Origin of the sequence: Amycolatopsis sp. NPDC059021, from assembly GCF_042739895.1 — a bacterium.
Taxonomy (GTDB): Bacteria; Actinomycetota; Actinomycetes; order Mycobacteriales; family Pseudonocardiaceae; genus Amycolatopsis.
On the sequence record NZ_JBHYIQ010000156.1, the window covers coordinates 1 to 16,967 of the forward strand.

Sequence of the window (16,967 nt, forward strand, 5' to 3'; positions counted from 1 at the left end):
GGGACTTTCCTCGTATCACATGAGACGAAAGTCCCCTTCAGCGCGTCTTCAGGAATAGGGCTGGGCGCGGAGCGCCTCCGTTGAGGGTGGCGGCGGGGGCATGGGTGGAGAAGGTCCCCTTCAGCCGAGGCGTTCGACGATGGTGACGTTGGCGGTGCCGCCGCCTTCGCACATCGTCTGCAGGCCGTAGCGGCCGCCGGTGCGGGCGAGTTCGTGCAGGAGGGTGGCGAACAGCTTCGTCCCGGACGCGCCGATGGGGTGCCCGAGCGCGATGGCGCCGCCGTTGACGTTGACCTTCGCCGGGTCGGCACCGGTCTCGTCGAGCCAGGCGAGCACCACGCTCGCGAACGCCTCGTTGACCTCGAAGAGATCGATGTCCTCGATGCTCAGCCCCGCCCGCTTCAGCGCATGCGCGGTCGCGGGGATCGGCCCGGTGAGCATCCACACCGGATCCGCCGCGCGCACCGCGATCGTGTGGATCCGCGCCATCGGCGTCAGCCCGTGTTCGCGGACGTAGGACTCGGACGCGAGGAGTGTCGCGCTCGCGCCGTCGGAGATCTGGCTCGCCATGGCGGCGGTGATCCGCGAGCCCTCGCTCAACGGCTTGAGCGCGGCCATCTTCTCCAGGCTGGTGTCCCGGCGCGGCCCCTCGTCGCGCCGGAAGTCGCCGAACGGCACGATCTCCGCGTCGAACCGTCCACTGTCGACAGCGGCGACCGCGCGCTCGTGACTGCGCAGCGCGAACTCCTCCATCGCCTCGCGAGTGATGTCCCAGTGCCCGGCGATCATGTCCGCGCTGCGGAACTGCGAAACCTCGACGCCGCCGTAGCGTTCCTGCCAGCCCTTCGAGCCGGAGAAGGGATCTTCGAACCCGTACTCGCGCCCGGCGAGCATCGCCGCGCTGATCGGCACGGCGCTCATGTTCTGCACGCCGCCCGCGAGTACGAGGTCCATCGTGCCCGACAGCACCGCCTGCGCGGCGAAGTGCACAGCCTGCTGGCTCGACCCGCACTGCCGGTCGACCGTCACGCCGGGCACCTGCTGCGGGAAACCGGCCGCGAGCCAGCACGTCCGCGCGATGTTGCCTGACTGCGGCCCCAAAGTGTCCGTACAGCCCAGGATCACATCGTCCACTTCGGACGGATCGACGCCGGACCGCTCGACGACCGCGCGGATCGCGTGTGCGCCGAGATCGGCGGAATGCACTCCGCTCAGCGCTCCCCCACGCCGTCCGACCGGGGTGCGCACCGCGTCCAGGACATAGGCTTCAGCCACGATTCCTCCTCTTCGAGGTCTGGGGTGCGGCGATCCCGTCGAGCAGGATGCCGAGATACCGCTCGGCCACGTCGCGGGCGCTCAGCGCGCCGTCCGGGTTGTACCAGCGGACCGCGACCCACACGGTGTCGCGGATGAAGCGGTAGACGAGTTCGACGTCGAGGTCCTCGCGGAACACGCCCTCGGCGACGCCGTCGGTGAGGATCCCGTTCCACAGCTTGCGGAACTCGGCGTTGCGATCGGCGAGATAGGAGAACCGCGGCAGCCCCATGAGGTGCTTGGCCTCGTTCTGGTAGATCGCCACCTCGGCGGGCCGCCGGTGGATCGCGTCGAACGAGACGACGACCACCTCCTCCAGCGTCTCGCGGGCGCCCCGGCCCTCGGCCACGATCTCGGCGTAGGACCCGAACAGCTCGTCCAGGAACCCGGTCAGGATCTCGTCGGCCATCGACTCCTTCGAGTCGAAGTGGTGGTACAGGCTGCCGGAGAGGATGCCCGCCGCGTCCGCGATGTCCCGCACGGTGGTGGAGACGTAGCCGCGGTCGGCGAACAGCCGCGCGGCGAGCGCGAGCAGTTCGGCGCGGCGGGATCCGGGGGCGTTCTTGGCGGCTGGGCTCACGGCTGGACCTCACGCATGCTGGCTGCTCACGGACACGACCTCGCCGGTGAGGTACGAGGAGTACTCACTGGCGAGGAAAACCATGACATTCGCGACCTCCCAGGGCTCCGCCGCCCTCCCGGAAACCTCGCGCGAGGTCAGCTCGGCGAGCAGCTCGTCGCTGGTCACCTTGGCGAGGAAGGGATGCATCGCGATACTCGGGGCGACCGCGTTCACCCGGACGCCGTAGGGCGCGGCGTCCACCGCGGCACACCGGGTCAGCGCCATGACCCCGGCCTTCGCGGCCGCGTAGTGCGCCTGCCCCTCCTGAGCCCGCCAGCCGAGCACCGAGGCGTTGTTGACGATCGCGCCGCCGCCACCCTGCTCGGCGAAGCGCCGCAGTGCCGCGCGGGTGGCGCGGAACGTGCCGTTCAGCGTGACGTCGAGCACGCGCGACCATTCCTCGTCGGTCATCTCCAGCAACGACTTGGTCCCGCCGAGACCGGCGTTGTTGATCAGCACGTCGAGCCTGCCGAACTTTTCGACCGCCCCGTCGACGAGCGCCTGGACCTGTTCCTCGCGCGTGACGTCGCAGGCGATCGCGTGCACCTCGCCGAACTCGGCGAGTTCCCCGGCCTTTTCGCCGAGGCGCCGTTCGTGCTGGTCGCTGATCACGATCCGGGCGCCCTCCTCCAGCGCGCGCCGCGCGACGGCGGATCCGATCCCGGTGCCCGCGGCCGCGGTCACCACGACCACCTTGTCCCGCAGCAGATTCGCGCCCTCCGGATACTTCGGCACAGGAATCACGCTCGCGCCTCCCTCGGCAGACCGAGCACCCGCTCGGCGATGATGTTGCGCTGGATCTCGTTGGAGCCGCCGTAAATCGTGTCGGCACGGGTGAACAGATACAGCCGCTGCCAGGTGTCGAAGCCGTCCGGCGCGACCATCCCCGCGGCCCCGCGGACGAGCATCGCGAGTTCGCCGAGCGACCGGTGCCAGTTCGACCAGACGAGTTTCGCCACCGACGCGGCGCCCGGCGCGGCGTCGCCGAGGGTGCGGACGGCGTGTGCCCGCATCACCTCCAGCCCTGCCCAGGCGCGGTCGATCCGCTCGGCCACGAACGGATCCGCGTCCGCGCCGGTCCGCTCGGCGAGTTCGGTCAGTGCCTCCAGCTCGCGCCGGAACCCGACCTGCTGGCCCAGTGTCGCGACGCCGCGTTCGAAGGCCAGCGTGCCCATCGCGATCCGCCAGCCGTCGCCCGGTTCGCCGACGACGAGATCCTTCGCGGTCCGCGCGCCGTCGAAGAACACCTCGTTGAACTCCGAGGTCCCTGTCATCTGCCGGATCGGCCGTACGTCCACTCCGGACTGTCGCATCGGGACGAGCAGATAGGACAGCCCGTGATGACGCTTCGAGCCGGATTCGGTGCGCGCCAGTACGAAACACCAGTCGGCGACGTGCGCGAGCGACGTCCACACCTTCTGCCCGCTGATGACCCACTGGCCACCCTCGAGCCGTGCCGACGTCGAAACGGCCGCGAGGTCGGAGCCGGCGCCCGGTTCGGAATAGCCCTGGCACCACAGTTCCTCGACGGCCACGATCCGGGGCAGAAACCGCCGCTTCTGCTCCGGCGTCCCGAAGGCGAGCAGCGTCGGCCCGAGCAGTTCCTGGCCGACATGGCTGACCCTCGCCGGAGCGTCCGCGCGGGCGTACTCCTCGTGGAAGATCACCTGCTGCTCGAACGACGCGTCCTGCCCGCCGTACTCGGCGGGCCAGCCGAGGCAGTTCCAGCCGCCGGCGGCCAGTTCCTTCTCCCAGGCGACCCGCTCGTCGAACGCCTCGTGCTCCCGGCCGGGACCGCCGAGGCCGCGCAGCGCGGCGAACTCGCCGCGCAACCGCTCGGCGAGCCAGCTCCGGATCCGCGCCCGGAATTCGGTGTCCGCCAAGGCTCCTCCTCACTGAGCACTTCGGCCGCTGGCCAAATCGGGGACTCCTGCGTAGGCTACCCTACCAAGCACTTGTTAGGGAGGTCTCGATGCGGGAGCCGACCATCCCGGCGGCACTCGACGCCGCCGCGGAGCGCTTCGCCGAGCACGAAGCGGTCGTCGACGGCGACGTCCGGCTGACCTTCCGCGACCTCCGGCGGCACGTGCGGCGCTGCGCGGGTTTCTTCCGGGACCGGGGAATCCGGCCCGGTGACCGCATCGCGGTCTGCTCCCCCAACACGTGGCACTGGGTCGTCGCGGCACTCGGCGCGCTGTACTCCGGAGCGACCCTCGTGCCGATCAGCACGCGGTTCACCGCGCCGGAGACCACCGACATCCTCACCCGCGCCGAGGTGTCCGCGCTAGTCGTGACCGGCCGTTTCCTCGGCGTCGACCGGCTCGCGGCGCTCGGCGGCGCGCTGCCGCCGACCGTCCTGCGCGTCCCGGTCGAAGGCGTCGAGGAGGAAGTGGACGGCGTCACCGAGTGGGACGCGCTGGCGGCGTACGGCGAGGACTTCACCAGCCCGGCAGGGCCGGACGACGTCAGCGACATCCTGTTCACCTCGGGCACCACCGGCCGCAGCAAGGGCGCCATGAGCAGCCACCGGCAGGTCCTCGGCGTCGCGCGGGCGTGGGCGGAGTGCGGGCGCGTGACCGAGCACGACCGGTATCTGGTGATCAACCCGTTCTTCCACAGTTTCGGGTACAAGGCCGGAATCGTCGTGTCACTGCTGACCGGGGCGACACTCGTGCCACAGCGCACCTTCGACGTCGCCGAAACGCTGCGGCTGATCGAAACCGAGCGGATCACCGTGCTGCCGGGCGCGCCGACGATCTACCAGGTCCTGCTGGACGCGCCGGATCGCGCGAACCACGCGCTGTCCGGCCTCCGGCTCGCGGTCACCGGCGCCGCCGTCGTTCCGGTGACCCTCGTCGAGCGGATGCGCGCCGAACTCGGTTTCGACATCGTGCTCACGGCATACGGGCTCACCGAAGCCGTGGTCGCGACGATGTGCCGTCCCGAAGACCCGCCCGAGCTCGTCGCCAGGACGGCGGGCCGGGCCACCGCGGAGTTCGAGGTGAAGCTCGGGGATCGCGACGAGATCCTGCTGCGCGGCCCGAACGTGATGCTGGGCTACCTCGACGATCCGGCGGCCACGGCGGAAGCGATCGACGCGGACGGCTGGCTGCACACCGGCGACGTCGGCGAGCTGGACGCGCGAGGCAATCTGCGGATCACCGACCGGCTCAAGGACATGTACACCTGCGGCGGATTCAACGTCTACCCCGCGGAGGTCGAGCAGACACTGGCCCGGCTGGACGGCGTCGCCGAATCGGCCGTCATCGGTGTCCCGGACCACCGGCTCGGCGAGGTCGGCAAGGCCCACGTCGTCCTCCGCCGCGGCCACACACTGTCCACAGAGGACGTCATCGCGTACTGCAAGGAAAACCTGGCCAACTACAAGGTTCCCCGTTTCGTGGACTTCCGCGCCGAGCTGCCGCGGAACCCGTCGGGGAAGGTACTGAAGCGAGTCCTGCGGACGGAGGCACGATGAGCTTATCCTCGCGCAGCCGCTCGTCGTGCCGACCGGCAGTGTTTGTGCGGGACACCCGCACCCGAGGGAGTGTCCCGCAAAAGGAGGAGTCCGATGGATGAGGTGGTGCGCTACGAACGGCGCGGCCCGGTCGCACTGGTGACCATGAACCGGCCGGAGTACCGCAACGCGCAGAACTCCGCGATGACCTACGCGCTCGACGCCGCCTTCACCCGTGCCGTGGACGACGCCGAGGTCAAGGTGATTGTGCTGGCGGGCGCGGGGAAGCACTTCTCGGCGGGCCACGACATCGGCTCGCCGGGCCGCGACGCGGACGTCTCCTTCGAGCGCAAGGCCGTGCTGTGGTGGGACCACGTCGGCGCGGAGGGCGGTGACCAGCGGTTCGCCCGGGAGTCCGAAGTGTACTTGGGGATGTGCCGCCGGTGGCGGGAAATCCCGAAGCCCACGATCGCGAGCGTGCAGGGCGCGTGCATCGCCGGGGCGCTCATGCTGGCTTGGGTTTGCGACCTCATCGTCGCCTCGGACGACGCGTTCTTCGCCGACCCCGTGGTACGCATGGGCATTCCCGGCGTCGAGTACTTCGCCCACCCCTGGGTGCTCGGGCCGCGGGCGGCCAAGGAAGTGCTGTTCACCGGCGAGCGGTTCACCGCCGCGCAGGCGAAGGAATGGGGCATGCTCAACCGGGTCGTGCCCCGGGCCGAGCTGGAGGCCGAAACCCTTGCCCTGGCGGAAAAGATCGCCGTGATGCCGCGCTTCGGGCTCGCGCTGGCGAAGAAGGCGGTCAACCAGGCCGAGGACCTGATGGGCCTGCGGTCCGGAATGGACTCGGTGTTCGGGTTGCACCACTTCGCGCACGCCCACAACGCCGAGGTGTCGGGCGGTGACTCGCTCGGCGGCCAGGACGCCCGTTCGATGCGCGACGCCGGAAGGAAGGCTTGATGGATCTGGATCTGGACACCTCGGCCCGCGCCTTCCGCGACGAGGCCCGCGCGTGGCTGGCCGAGCACGTGCCCGCCGAGCCGCTGCCGTCCTTCGACACCGTGGAAGGGTTCGCCCGCCACCGGGAGTGGGAGGCACAGCTCGCCGACGCGCGCTGGTCGGTCGTCTCGTGGCCGCGTGACCTCGGCGGCCGCGACGCGAGCCTGCTGGAATGGGTGCTGTTCGAGGAGGAGTACTACGCGGCGGGCGCGCCGGGCCGGGTCAACCAGAACGGCATCTTCATGCTCGCGCCCACACTGTTCTCGCACGGCACCGAGGAGCAGCTGCACCGGATCCTGCCGAAGATGGCGCGCGCGGAGGAGGTCTGGGCGCAGGCCTGGTCGGAGCCGGAGGCGGGCAGCGACATCGCGGCGCTGCGCAGCACCGCGTCCCGTGTGGACGGTGGCTGGCTGCTGAACGGCCAGAAGACGTGGAGCTCCCGCGCCGCGTTCGCCGATCGCGCGTTCGGGCTGTTCCGCAGCGATCCGGACGCCGTCCGCCATCGCGGCCTCACCTACCTGATGGCCGATCTGCGTGCCGAGGGCGTGACGGTCCGCCCCATCCCGCAGCTGGACGGTGAGCCGGGTTTCGCGGAGATCTTCTTCGACGACGTGTTCGTCCCGGATGAGGACGTGATCGGCGCTCCCGGCGAGGGCTGGCGTGTCGCGATGACGACCGCGAACAACGAACGCGGCCTTTCGCTGCGCAGTCCCGGCCGGTTCCTCGCCGCCGCGGACCGGCTTGTCGACTTGTGGTCCCGCGCGGACCGGCCCGACGCGACGGCCGAGCGGGTCGCGGACGCCTGGATCGGCGCGCGGGCCTATCAGCTCTACACCTTCGGCACGCTCACCCGGCTCGCCGAAGGCGCCGAGCTCGGGCCGGAGTCGAGTGTCAACAAGCTGTTCTGGTCCCATCTCGACGTCGCGCTGCAGGAGACCGCGCTGGACGTGCTCGGCCCGGCCGCGGAACTGCGCGGGCCGTGGACGGACGGCTGGCTGTTCTCGCTGGCGGGCCCGATCTACGGCGGTACCGACCAGATCCAGCGCACGATCGTCGCCGAGCGCCTGCTGGGCCTGCCGAAGGAGAAACGATGAAGTTCGCGCTGTCGGCCGAGCAAACCAGCTTCGCCACCAGTCTCGGCGACCTTCTGTCCACACTGGACACCGATACCGCGAACCGGGCGTGGGCCGCGGGCGATCCGGCGCCCGGGTTGAAGATCTGGCGCCGTCTCGCCGATCTCGGCGTCACCGCGCTGGCCGTCCCGGAGGCCTTCGGCGGGCTGGCGGCGGAAGTGGCCGATCTCGTCGTCGCCTGCGAAACGCTCGGCGAGTACTGCGTTCCCGGGCCGTGGACCGACACGGTGGCGGTCGCGCCGGCACTGCTCGGCGACGACCGGCTCACCACGCTCGCCAGCGGCGAGACACTCGCGTCGGTCATCTTCGCCCCGCACGTCCCCTACGCGCTGGACGCCGACGTCGCGGACGTCCGGATCGTCGTCGACGGGTCCCGGCTCCGCTCGTTCACCCCCGGCGACACGCTGTCCTCTCTGGACGGTTCCCGGCGCCTGTGCCCCGGCACACCCGATGCCGATCTCGGTCCGGCCCAGGACGCCGGGCGCGCCTTCGAGCTCGGCGTGCTGGCGACAGCGGCCCAGCTGCTCGGCGCGGGCCGCTGGCTCCTGGACGCCTCGGTGTCCTACGCCGGGCAACGCCGTCAATACGGCCGTGAAATCGGCCAGTACCAGGCGATCAAGCATCTGCTGGCCGACGTGGTCACCGCGCTCGAACTCGCCAGGCCACTGCTGTACGGCGCGGCGGTCACGATGGCACCGGAAGACGTCTCGGCCGCGAAGGTCGCCTGCGGGGACGCCGCGTTGCTGGCCGCGCGCACGGGCCTGCAGGTGCACGGCGCGATCGGCTACACCGCCGAACATCCGCTCGGCCTGCGGCTCACCCGCGTCCGCGCGCTGGCTTCCGCTTGGGGGACAGCGGAAATCCACCGGCGGCGCGTGCTGGAGACGGTGGCCCGATGACCTTCACCCCGGAACAGGACGAACTCCGCGCCGGAGTCCGGAAGCTGCTGGCCCGCGAAGCGAACCCTTGGCCGGCGCTGTGCGAGCACATCGGCGTCGCCGCCCTCGCGGTCCCCGAACGGTTCGGCGGGCTCGGCGCGGACACCACCGACGTCCAGGTCGTCGCCGAGGAGCTGGGACGTGTCCTCGCGGATGTGCCCTTCCTCGGCTCCGCGGTACTCGCAGTACACGCCCTGCTGGCGTGCGGCGACGAAGCCGCTTGCGCACGGCTCCTCCCCCAGCTCGCCGAAGGCACCGTCGGCGCCTTGGCGTGGACCGACGAACACGGCGACTGGTCGACCACCCAGTTCGCGTGCCGCGGCGATGAATCCACAGTGGATGGAACAGCGCACTACGTTCTCGACGGCGCGAGCGCGCCGGTCCTCCTGGCCATTGCCGACACCGGCACCGGACCCGTTCTGTACGAAGTGGACACTCGGCAGGATCGGGTGCGCCGCGCGGCCGTGCCCGCGATGGACGAGACCCGCGCGCTCGCCACCATCACCTTCGACCACGCCGTGGCACGCCCGCTCGGGCCGGTCGATCCGGCACCGGTCCGCGACGTCGCGTGCGCGGTGCTCGCCGCCGAACAGGCCGGTGCCGCGGCACGCGCGCTGGAACTGACCGTGGAATACGCCGGGCAGCGCCGCCAGTTCGGCCGCCCGATCGGAGGTTTCCAGGCACTCAAGCACCGGATGGCCGATCTGCACGTCCTGGTCGAGACGGCGCGTTCGGCGGCCTACGCGGCGCCGGAGTCGTCCCGGCTCGCCGCCGTCGCGAAGGTGCACTGCTCGGAGGCGCTGAGCACGGTCGCCGCCGAGATGATCCAGCTGCACGGCGGGATCGCCGCGACCTGGGAACATCCGGCCCACCGGTACTTCAAACGCGCCCACGCCACGGCGCAGCTCTTCGGCGCGCCGCACCGGCACCTGCCGCTCGTTCGCCCGGTCAGCTGACGTCCCTGCGCTAGAGTCTTCACACTGCGTTTCGGCTGGTGGGCGGGGGCGACGAGGGTGTCGAGGTGGAGAGCCAGGGCGGCGTGCCGGATCCCGTGGCTGGTCGCGGTCCTGGTTCTCTCGTACTTCGCGGTGAGTTCGGCTCCGCCGCGGGACGAGGCGCCGGACTCCCCCGTCGCCGGGGCAGGCCAGACACGGACCGTGACCGGCTGGCGGCTGCGGTCGAGCGGGCAGGCGGGCCAGGACGGTGTGGCGCTGTCCTCGCCGTCGTACGACGACGGCGCGTGGACCTCGGTGCCCGCGCGCTCGACCGTCCTCGGCGGGCTCGTCGCGGCGGGCAAGTACCCGGATCTGAACTACTCGGCGAACCTGCGGGACAAGGTGGATCCCCAGGACTTCACCGTGCCGTGGTGGTACCGGACGACGGTCGCCGCCACGCCGAAACCGGGGACCCACACCTTCGTGGACCTGCCGGGCGGCGTGATCCCCCAGGCCGAGGTGTGGTTCAACGGCACCATGATCGCCGGGCCGGACGTGGTCGCGGGAGCGTATCCCGCGCACCGCTTCGACGTGTCCGGGCTGCTGCGGCCCGGCGTCAACGCGCTGGCCATCAAGGTGTTCCCGTCCTCACTGTGCCTCGACCCCGAGACGGACCCCTGTCCGGACCTGTCGATCGGCTTCCTCGACTGGAGCCGGCCTCCGCCGGACAACAGCATGGGTGTCTGGCGTGACGTCCGGTTCGCCGAGGCCGGGGCGGTGTCGCTGCGCGATCCACGGGTGGTCACCCGGCTGGCGGTGCCGGGCCTGGAGTCGGCCGAGCTGACGGTCAAGGCGGAACTGACGAACAACACCGATCGGACCGTCGTGGCGAAGGCCGGCGGGAAGATCGACTCGTTCTCCTTCGGGAAGAACGTCACCCTCGCCCCCCACGAGAACGCGACGGTGACCTTCGAGCCGATCCACCTCGACCGTCCGCGGGTCTGGTGGCCCGCCCAAATGGGCGGTCAGCCGATGTACCGCCTGGCGATGGCGGTGTCCGCGGACGACACTCCGTCCGACCGGGCCACCACGGCCTTCGGTGTCCGCGACGTCCAATCCCGGCTGAACGACGCCGGGGACCGGTACTACGTCGTCAACGGCAAGCCGTTCCTCGTGCGCGGCGCGGGCTGGGCGCCCGACCTGTTCCTGCGCTACGACGCGCGGCGGCTCGAGGACGAGTTCTCCTACGTCCGCGATCTCGGCCTGAACACGATCCGGCTGGAGGGCAAGGGCGAGAACGACGAGTTCTACCAGCTCGCCGACCGGCTGGGCATCATGCTGCTCCCCGGCTGGGAGTGCTGCACGAAATGGCAGGCCTACGCCAAGTGGTCCCCGGCCGACCACGCGGTCGCCAAGGCCTCCGCGGTCACCGAAGGACACCGGCTGCGCAACCACCCGAGCATCCTGGGGTTCTACGTGGGCAGCGACACCGCCCCCACCCCCGAGGTCGAAAAGGAATATCTCGACGGGCTCGCCGCGTCGGACTGGCAGGCGCCGGTCATTTCGTCCATCGGCTGGCGCACCAGCCCTCAGCTGGGCAAATCCGGGAACAAGGGCCTCGGCCCGTATTGGTGGGTGCCGCCGTCCTACTGGTACGGGAAACAGAAGGGCGGCGCGTTCGGTTTCGAGGCGGAGCACGGGCCGGGCCCCGCCATCCCGGACCTGCGCAGTCTGGAGAAGATCCTTTCGCCGCGGGAACTGGCGGATCTCTGGCAACACGGCGACAAACCGCAGTTCCACCTGTCCTGGTCGTCGAACTTCGACCGGCTGGCCGAATACTCCACCGCGCTGGAACGCCGCTACGGGAAGCCCGCCGATCTGGCGGATTTCGTCGAGAAGTCACAGCTGGCCAACTACGAGGTCAACCGGGCCCAGTTCGAGGCGTACGGCGCCGAACAGTCCACAACGGACAGACCGGCGACGGGGACGATCTACTGGCTGGTGAACAACGCCTGGCCGTCGCTGTTCTGGCATCTCTACGACTACTCGATGGCTCCTTCCGGCGGCTACTTCGGAGCCCGCACCGCGCTGCGGCCGCTGCACGTGCAGTACCGCTACGACAACGCCGCCGTGGCGCTGGTGAACACCGGCCTACGGGACGCCGGGCCGTTGTCCGTCCAGGCCACGGTTTTCGACCTCGATGGCACTCAGCGCTACGATCACACCACGAACTCGGTGACCGCCAAGGGAAACGCGACGTCCACTCTGGACACCGTGCCCGTCCCGGAGGGTATTTCCACCACCTATTTCGTCCGGCTCCTGCTGCGCGACGCACAGGGAAACGTCGTCGATCGCAACGTCTACTGGCTTTCGACCAAACCGGACGAGGTGGACTACCAGGCCGACGAGTGGCGGTTGAGCCCCCAGACCGCATTTGCCGACCTCAGTGGTCTGCGCCGCCTCGCCGCCGGCACGGTGTCCGTGAACGCCGCGAGCGAAGGCCACGGCGACGACGCCACCACGTCTGTCACCCTGACCAACACGGGCGACAAGGTCGCGTTCTTCCTCCGAGCCACGGTGACCGCCGACGGCGCCGAAGTCGCGCCGGCGATCTGGAGCGACGACTACGTCACCCTCTGGCCGGGCGAATCGGTGACACTGACCGCCAAGTACCGCCGCGCGCAGCTTCACGGCGCCGAACCCGTGGTGCAGTTGAAGGGCGTCAACGTGGAAGCGCGGGAGCTGGCGGCGGCCTTCCACTGAGCGACCCACCGGTCCCCAGGTGGGGCCTGCCCCCGTACGAACCCTGGTGCGCGCAGGATTCTCCGTGGTCACGCCGGTCGAAAGACTCGGAGCGTGACCACAGACAATCTCGTGCACCCCGCGCCCCCGAGTACGGGCAGCGACTTCGCCCGGCTCTCCCGTCGCATCAGCGAGGCCGGGCTGCTCGTGCGCCGCCCCGGCTACTACACCGCCCGCATCGCACTGGTGACCGTGCTGTTCGTCGCGGGCTGGGTCGCGTTCGCGCTGATCGGCGAATCGTGGTGGCAGCTCGCGATCGCCGTGTTCCAGGCGGTGATGTTCGGCCAGATCGCACTGCTTTCCCACGACCTGGCGCACCGCCAGGTGTTCCGCACCCGGCGGCCGAGCGAGATCGCCGGGCGGATCGCGGGCAACCTCGGGATCGGGATGAGCTACGGCTGGTGGATGGACAAGCACACCCGCCACCACGCCAACCCGAACCACGAGGACCTGGATCCCGACGTCGATCCGGACATCCTCGTGTGGTCGAAGGACCAGGCGCGGGCGAGCCGGGGGCTGCCCCGGTTCATCGGCCGCTATCAGGCTTTCCTCTTCTTCCCGCTGCTCACCCTGGAGGGGCTGAACCTGCACTGGTCGGGGATCCGCGCTGTCCGGCAACCGGGCCTGAAACGGCGAGGGCTGGAAGCCGCGCTGCTGTTCACACATTTCGCGGTCTATCTCAGCGCGCTCCTGATCGTCCTGACGCCGCTGCAGGCGCTGGTGTTCTTCGCCATCCACCAAGGATTATGGGGCGTCTACATGGGATCGATCTTCGCGCCGAACCACAAGGGCATGCCGACACTGACCGGGAAACCCGAGCTCGACTTCCTGCGCAAACAGGTACTGACCTCGCGCAACGTGCGCGGCGGCCGATTCGTCGACGTCGCACTCGGCGGCTTGAACTACCAGGTCGAACACCACCTGTTCCCGAGCATGCCGTCCCCGCACCTGCGACGGGCACAACCGATCGTCGAGGCGTACTGCGCCGAGGTGGGCATCCCCTACACCCAGACCGGGCTGATCGACTCCTACCGGCAGGCGCTGCGGCACCTGCACGAGGCGGGCGCCCCCATCCGAGGGGATTCACGATCCGGGCGACGTTGACACTCCACACACCGTTGCTTACGTTCGGCGCATGCCACCTCGTCAGGCCTTCACACGAAAGAGGCGTTTCCCGGTAACGCGTCCGTGTTGTGTTCGTCGCTGAGTACTCGAACTACCCCGATCGATGACTCGCGACGAGGAGTACCGATGACAAGTGTCGCCGAAGAGACGTCCGGTGAGTTCCCCCTGGCCCTGCGGGCCGCCATCACCGCCAGCGGGCTGTCGCTCGACCGGATCCAGTACCGGCTCCGGATGCGGGGCATCTCGATCAGTGTGCCGACACTGAGCCATTGGCAGTCGGGCAGGCGGCGCCCGGAACGTCCCGAATCCCTACGCGCCCTGGTCGAACTGGAGCAGGTACTGGCGGTCCCGCCGAGGTCGCTGCGCTCGCTGCTGGGGCCGCCGCGTCCCCGCGGCCGGTACGCACGACCCGCCCCGGCATACTCGGCCGACGGGCTCATCCCGTTGAGTGTGCAGGATCGCGCCGAGGTCGGCGCGCTGGGCGGGCTTGAGGCGGTCTTCGTCCGGCAGGTGCTGCGGGCGGAACGGAACGGGCCGGATCGCTGGCCCCTGCACTGGGACATCGATCCGGCACACGTACCCGAGGTCGTGGCCGGGCGTCACTGTGCGAGGGGCCGGATCGGCGTCGATCGGCACGCCGGCGTGCTCAGTGCGGAGCTGCTGTTCGATTCGCCGTTGCGTCACGGCGAGACGATCATCATGGACTACCGGATCGTCTACCCGCCGCGTCGTGCACGACTGTCGGGTGACGGGTTCGCCCGGCGGTTTCCCGTCACCACGAAGAACTACCTCCTCGATCTGAGCTTCGACCCTGCGCGGACACCGCTGCGGTGTGTGCGGTCGCAGTCCCCGTCCGGCGAGAACGTCACACAGTTCGCCGAGCTGGTCCCGAACGCGACCGGGTCCGCGCATCATGTGGAATTCGACGTCACCGGCCGGATCGGTGTCCGCTGGGAATGGTGAAACGGTGTGTGCCTCGGCGCTGCCGGAGCACACACCGTTCACGGGAAGACAGTCAGCGGCTGACATACAGTGTGCGGTTCGGGGTGCCCGTTCCGGGATTCTTCACGAGGTTCGGCGTCGCCGCGGCGACCAACGCCTGTTCGACTTGAGCGGCGGTGGCGTTCGCGTGGGACGAGAGGTACAGAGCCGCCGCGCCGGCAACGTGGGGCGCGGCGAACGACGTCCCGTTGCCGGTGTAGGTGGCGGTGTCGTTCGTGTTCCAGGCGGAGGTGATGCCGACCCCGGGTGCGAACAGGTCGACCACCGAACCGTAGTTGGAGAATGAAGCCCGGGCGTCGGTCTTGTCCGCCGCAGCCACTGTGATGGCTTCCTTCACCCGTGCAGGCGAGCTGTTCGCGGCATTGGTGTTGGAATTCCCGGCCGCGATCGTCCAGGTGACACCGGATTTGACCGAGTTGCGCACGGCGGTGTCCAATGCCGTCGACACGCCACCTCCGAGACTGGCGTTGGCAACCGCGGGCTTTTTGGCGTTCGTGGTGATCCAGTTGACGCCCGCGATCACGTTGTCGAGAGTGCCGCTTCCTTGCGAGTCGAGTACGCGTACCGGGTAGAGCTGAGCACCCTTGGCCACGCCGTACTGCGATCCGGCGATCGTGCCGGCCACGTGCGTACCGTGGCCATAGCCGTCGTCGGCGTCCGTATCGTTGTCGACGAAGTCGTAGCCTTGGTGGACGCGTCCGCCGAACGTCTGGTGCGTGGCACGGATCCCGGTGTCGAGGACGTATACGTTCACGTTCGAGGCGGTGGTGGAATAGGTGTACTTGTTGTCCAGCGGTAGTTTGCGCTGGTCGATCCGGTCCAGCCCCCAGGACGGCGGGTTCTGCTGAACCTCCTCGGCACGCACGGTCTTGTTCTGCTCGACGAATTCCACCGCCGGGTCAGCCGCGATCCGCCGGGCGTGCCGGGCATCGACCTTCACCGAAAAGCCATCGATCGCCTCGGAGAACACCTTTCCGATCTGCCCGCCGAACCGGCCGGTCAGTTCACCGGCCTTGCCCGCCGGTGCCCCGCTCTTGAGGACCACGATGTAACTGTCCTGAATGGACGCCACGTCCCCGGCTCCGACGATGACACCTTCCGCCGCCTGCGCCGGGGTGACGCCGGCGAGTGTGGCGATGACGGCGGCCGCGAGACCCGCTCCGGCCCATCTGCGCAGTTGCACGTTCACTTTCTTCGCTCCCTGTCGTCGGGTGTGCTGGTTTGTTTCCCAGTGCCTCCCGAGACGTTAAGGCTGCTGGAGGGGTCGCGACAGGGCGTCCATTTTCGGAATTTTTCCGTTTTCCATTTTTCCGGTTTCGACGTGACCGATCAGCCCCGCGGGCCTCCTGGACTTCCGGCGTACGGGGCTCGTGGAATGGTTCAGGGCGGTGGGTGAAGCGATGGCCCGTGGGGGTGACGATGGTGTAGCTCCCGTCCTTGTGCGGGATATGGCGCCATCCGGGTTCGTCTTTGACCTTGTGATGGAAGCCGCACCGGCCACCCATGTTGTCGGCGCTGGTCTCGCCCTTCTTGGCGTGCCAATCTTCGATGTGGTCGAGGTCGGTGAACTGGGCAGGACGATGACAGCCAGGGGTTCCGCATTCCCTGTCGCGAACCCGGATGAAGCCGTCGAGGTCCGCCGGGGGCCGGTACTTCCGGCGCCCGACCGACAGCAACTGGCCGGTGTCGGGGTCGGTGATCAACCGGGTCCAGGTGGAGTGGGGATCGGTGGCGATCCGGCGCGCCAGCCACGCGGGAATCGGCCCGTACCCCGCCAGTTCGGCGGGGTTCTTGTTCAACCCGGCAAGGGTGAGCAGGTCGACGTAGACGTGGACATCCGCGCGGACTCCCGCGTCACCCTGGCGGACAGCCAGCAGGCGATCCGCGAAAACATCGGCCCGCAACTGTTCGGTGGTGCGGGTCTCCCCGGGCAGGCGCCGCGCCTTCCTCGCGGCGCGATCGACCGAGGCGTAGATGGCACTCGCCTGCTCGACCGGCAACTTCGCGGTGAGAGTGCTCATGGTCTCGTCGTGGTGCTGCAGCCGTACCTGCCGGGTCCGCCGTCGCGCCTTCGAACGCCCCGCGTACCCCTCCGGGTCCACGCTCATGACGACCCAGTTCACGGCCCGCCGTAACGTGCTGGAGTTCTTCCCCGCGAGCCGGTGCACGATGATCTCGTCCACCCGCCGCGCCAGCTCGTCAGACAGTACGGATGTGGGTTCGGCGATCTTGGTGGCCTTGAGCTCGTCGAGCTCACCGCGCTCCATCGCCGCCAGGGTGCACGGCAACCGCCGCACCAACGCCTCGGCCAGGGCGAGCTTCTTCGCGGCCTGATAGGTGGTCATCGACGCGACGAGAGCCAGCTCCGCCGTAGCGGATCTTCGCGAACCGACACAGCGGGAATAGCGGTCGAGAGCGCGCATCTGACGCGCCCGCAACCGGGACATCTCCTTCTCCAGGGCACATGCTTCGGACAGAGCCGCATCGGCACCAGCGGTGTCGAGCGAGGACGAGGGAACGGTTGAACTGGTCACGCGCTCCACGGGTAACTATTCAGGCCCCTTTGCTTGCTGTGGAGGGGTTTGTGGGATGATCTTGTTGTGGGAGAGGGTGTCCAGCCGTCGTATGACGAGTTGGCCG

At 69.3% G+C, this 16,967-nt stretch carries 14 protein-coding genes; 8 read left to right on the forward strand and 6 right to left on the reverse strand.

The window, feature by feature from the left end:
• Positions 1 to 120: 120 nt before the first annotated feature.
• Genes ACFWX1_RS45535 through ACFWX1_RS45550 form a run of 4 tightly spaced genes read right to left on the reverse strand, consistent with a single transcriptional unit; the run spans position 121 to position 3,819 of the window.
• Positions 121 to 1,275 carry an acetyl-CoA C-acetyltransferase gene (locus ACFWX1_RS45535; RefSeq protein WP_378396170.1) on the reverse strand — a complete coding sequence of 385 codons (1,155 nt, stop codon included), beginning with the start codon at positions 1,273 to 1,275 and terminating at the stop codon, positions 121 to 123.
• Complete coding sequence (locus tag ACFWX1_RS45540; protein ID WP_378396171.1) at positions 1,268 to 1,894, reverse strand: TetR family transcriptional regulator; 627 nt, start codon at positions 1,892 to 1,894, stop codon at positions 1,268 to 1,270. Before ACFWX1_RS45540 ends, ACFWX1_RS45535 begins: the two co-directional genes overlap by 8 nt.
• Positions 1,895 to 1,903: 9 nt before the next feature.
• Entirely contained in the window at positions 1,904 to 2,680 is a 777-nt protein-coding gene (locus ACFWX1_RS45545) for an SDR family oxidoreductase (RefSeq protein WP_378396172.1), read from the reverse strand.
• Positions 2,677 to 3,819: an acyl-CoA dehydrogenase family protein gene (locus ACFWX1_RS45550; protein ID WP_378396173.1), complete on the reverse strand. Its 1,143-nt coding sequence runs from the start codon at positions 3,817 to 3,819 to the stop codon at positions 2,677 to 2,679. Before ACFWX1_RS45550 ends, ACFWX1_RS45545 begins: the two co-directional genes overlap by 4 nt.
• 89 nt (positions 3,820 to 3,908) lie before the next feature.
• Between ACFWX1_RS45550 and ACFWX1_RS45555 the strand changes: the two genes are divergently transcribed.
• From ACFWX1_RS45555 to ACFWX1_RS45590, 8 genes are all read left to right on the forward strand, one after another.
• The gene (locus tag ACFWX1_RS45555; RefSeq protein ID WP_378396174.1) at positions 3,909 to 5,414 is read left to right on the forward strand and encodes a FadD3 family acyl-CoA ligase; all 1,506 of its coding nucleotides are present in this window, start codon (positions 3,909 to 3,911) and stop codon (positions 5,412 to 5,414) included.
• A gap of 93 nt (positions 5,415 to 5,507) precedes the next feature.
• Positions 5,508 to 6,353: an enoyl-CoA hydratase gene (locus tag ACFWX1_RS45560; protein ID WP_378396175.1), complete on the forward strand. Its 846-nt coding sequence runs from the start codon at positions 5,508 to 5,510 to the stop codon at positions 6,351 to 6,353.
• Positions 6,353 to 7,486 (forward strand): acyl-CoA dehydrogenase family protein, encoded by a 1,134-nt coding sequence (locus ACFWX1_RS45565; RefSeq protein WP_378396176.1) that lies wholly within the window; start codon positions 6,353 to 6,355, stop codon positions 7,484 to 7,486. The genes ACFWX1_RS45560 and ACFWX1_RS45565 overlap by 1 nt, the downstream gene beginning before the upstream one ends.
• On the forward strand, positions 7,483 to 8,424 hold the full coding sequence (locus ACFWX1_RS45570; RefSeq protein WP_378396177.1) for an acyl-CoA dehydrogenase family protein: 942 nt from the start codon (positions 7,483 to 7,485) through the stop codon (positions 8,422 to 8,424). Before ACFWX1_RS45565 ends, ACFWX1_RS45570 begins: the two co-directional genes overlap by 4 nt.
• On the forward strand, positions 8,421 to 9,419 hold the full coding sequence (locus ACFWX1_RS45575; protein WP_378396178.1) for an acyl-CoA dehydrogenase family protein: 999 nt from the start codon (positions 8,421 to 8,423) through the stop codon (positions 9,417 to 9,419). Before ACFWX1_RS45570 ends, ACFWX1_RS45575 begins: the two co-directional genes overlap by 4 nt.
• Before the next feature lie 57 nt (positions 9,420 to 9,476).
• Complete coding sequence (locus tag ACFWX1_RS45580; RefSeq protein WP_378396179.1) at positions 9,477 to 12,161, forward strand: exo-beta-D-glucosaminidase; 2,685 nt, start codon at positions 9,477 to 9,479, stop codon at positions 12,159 to 12,161.
• 93 nt (positions 12,162 to 12,254) lie between these two features.
• Positions 12,255 to 13,304: a fatty acid desaturase family protein gene (locus ACFWX1_RS45585; protein ID WP_378396180.1), complete on the forward strand. Its 1,050-nt coding sequence runs from the start codon at positions 12,255 to 12,257 to the stop codon at positions 13,302 to 13,304.
• A 147-nt stretch (positions 13,305 to 13,451) separates the two neighbouring features.
• Entirely contained in the window at positions 13,452 to 14,288 is an 837-nt protein-coding gene (locus tag ACFWX1_RS45590) for a helix-turn-helix domain-containing protein (protein ID WP_378396181.1), read from the forward strand.
• 52 nt (positions 14,289 to 14,340) lie between these two features.
• Here ACFWX1_RS45590 and ACFWX1_RS45595 read toward each other — a convergent pair whose 3' ends face one another.
• A complete protein-coding gene (locus tag ACFWX1_RS45595) occupies positions 14,341 to 15,372 on the reverse strand; it encodes a S8 family serine peptidase (RefSeq protein ID WP_378396182.1) in 1,032 nt (343 codons plus the stop codon).
• Positions 15,332 to 16,774, reverse strand: a complete 1,443-nt coding sequence (locus tag ACFWX1_RS45600) for a DUF222 domain-containing protein (RefSeq protein WP_378396183.1) — start codon at positions 16,772 to 16,774, stop codon at positions 15,332 to 15,334. Before ACFWX1_RS45600 ends, ACFWX1_RS45595 begins: the two co-directional genes overlap by 41 nt.
• Positions 16,775 to 16,967 lie beyond the last annotated feature (193 nt).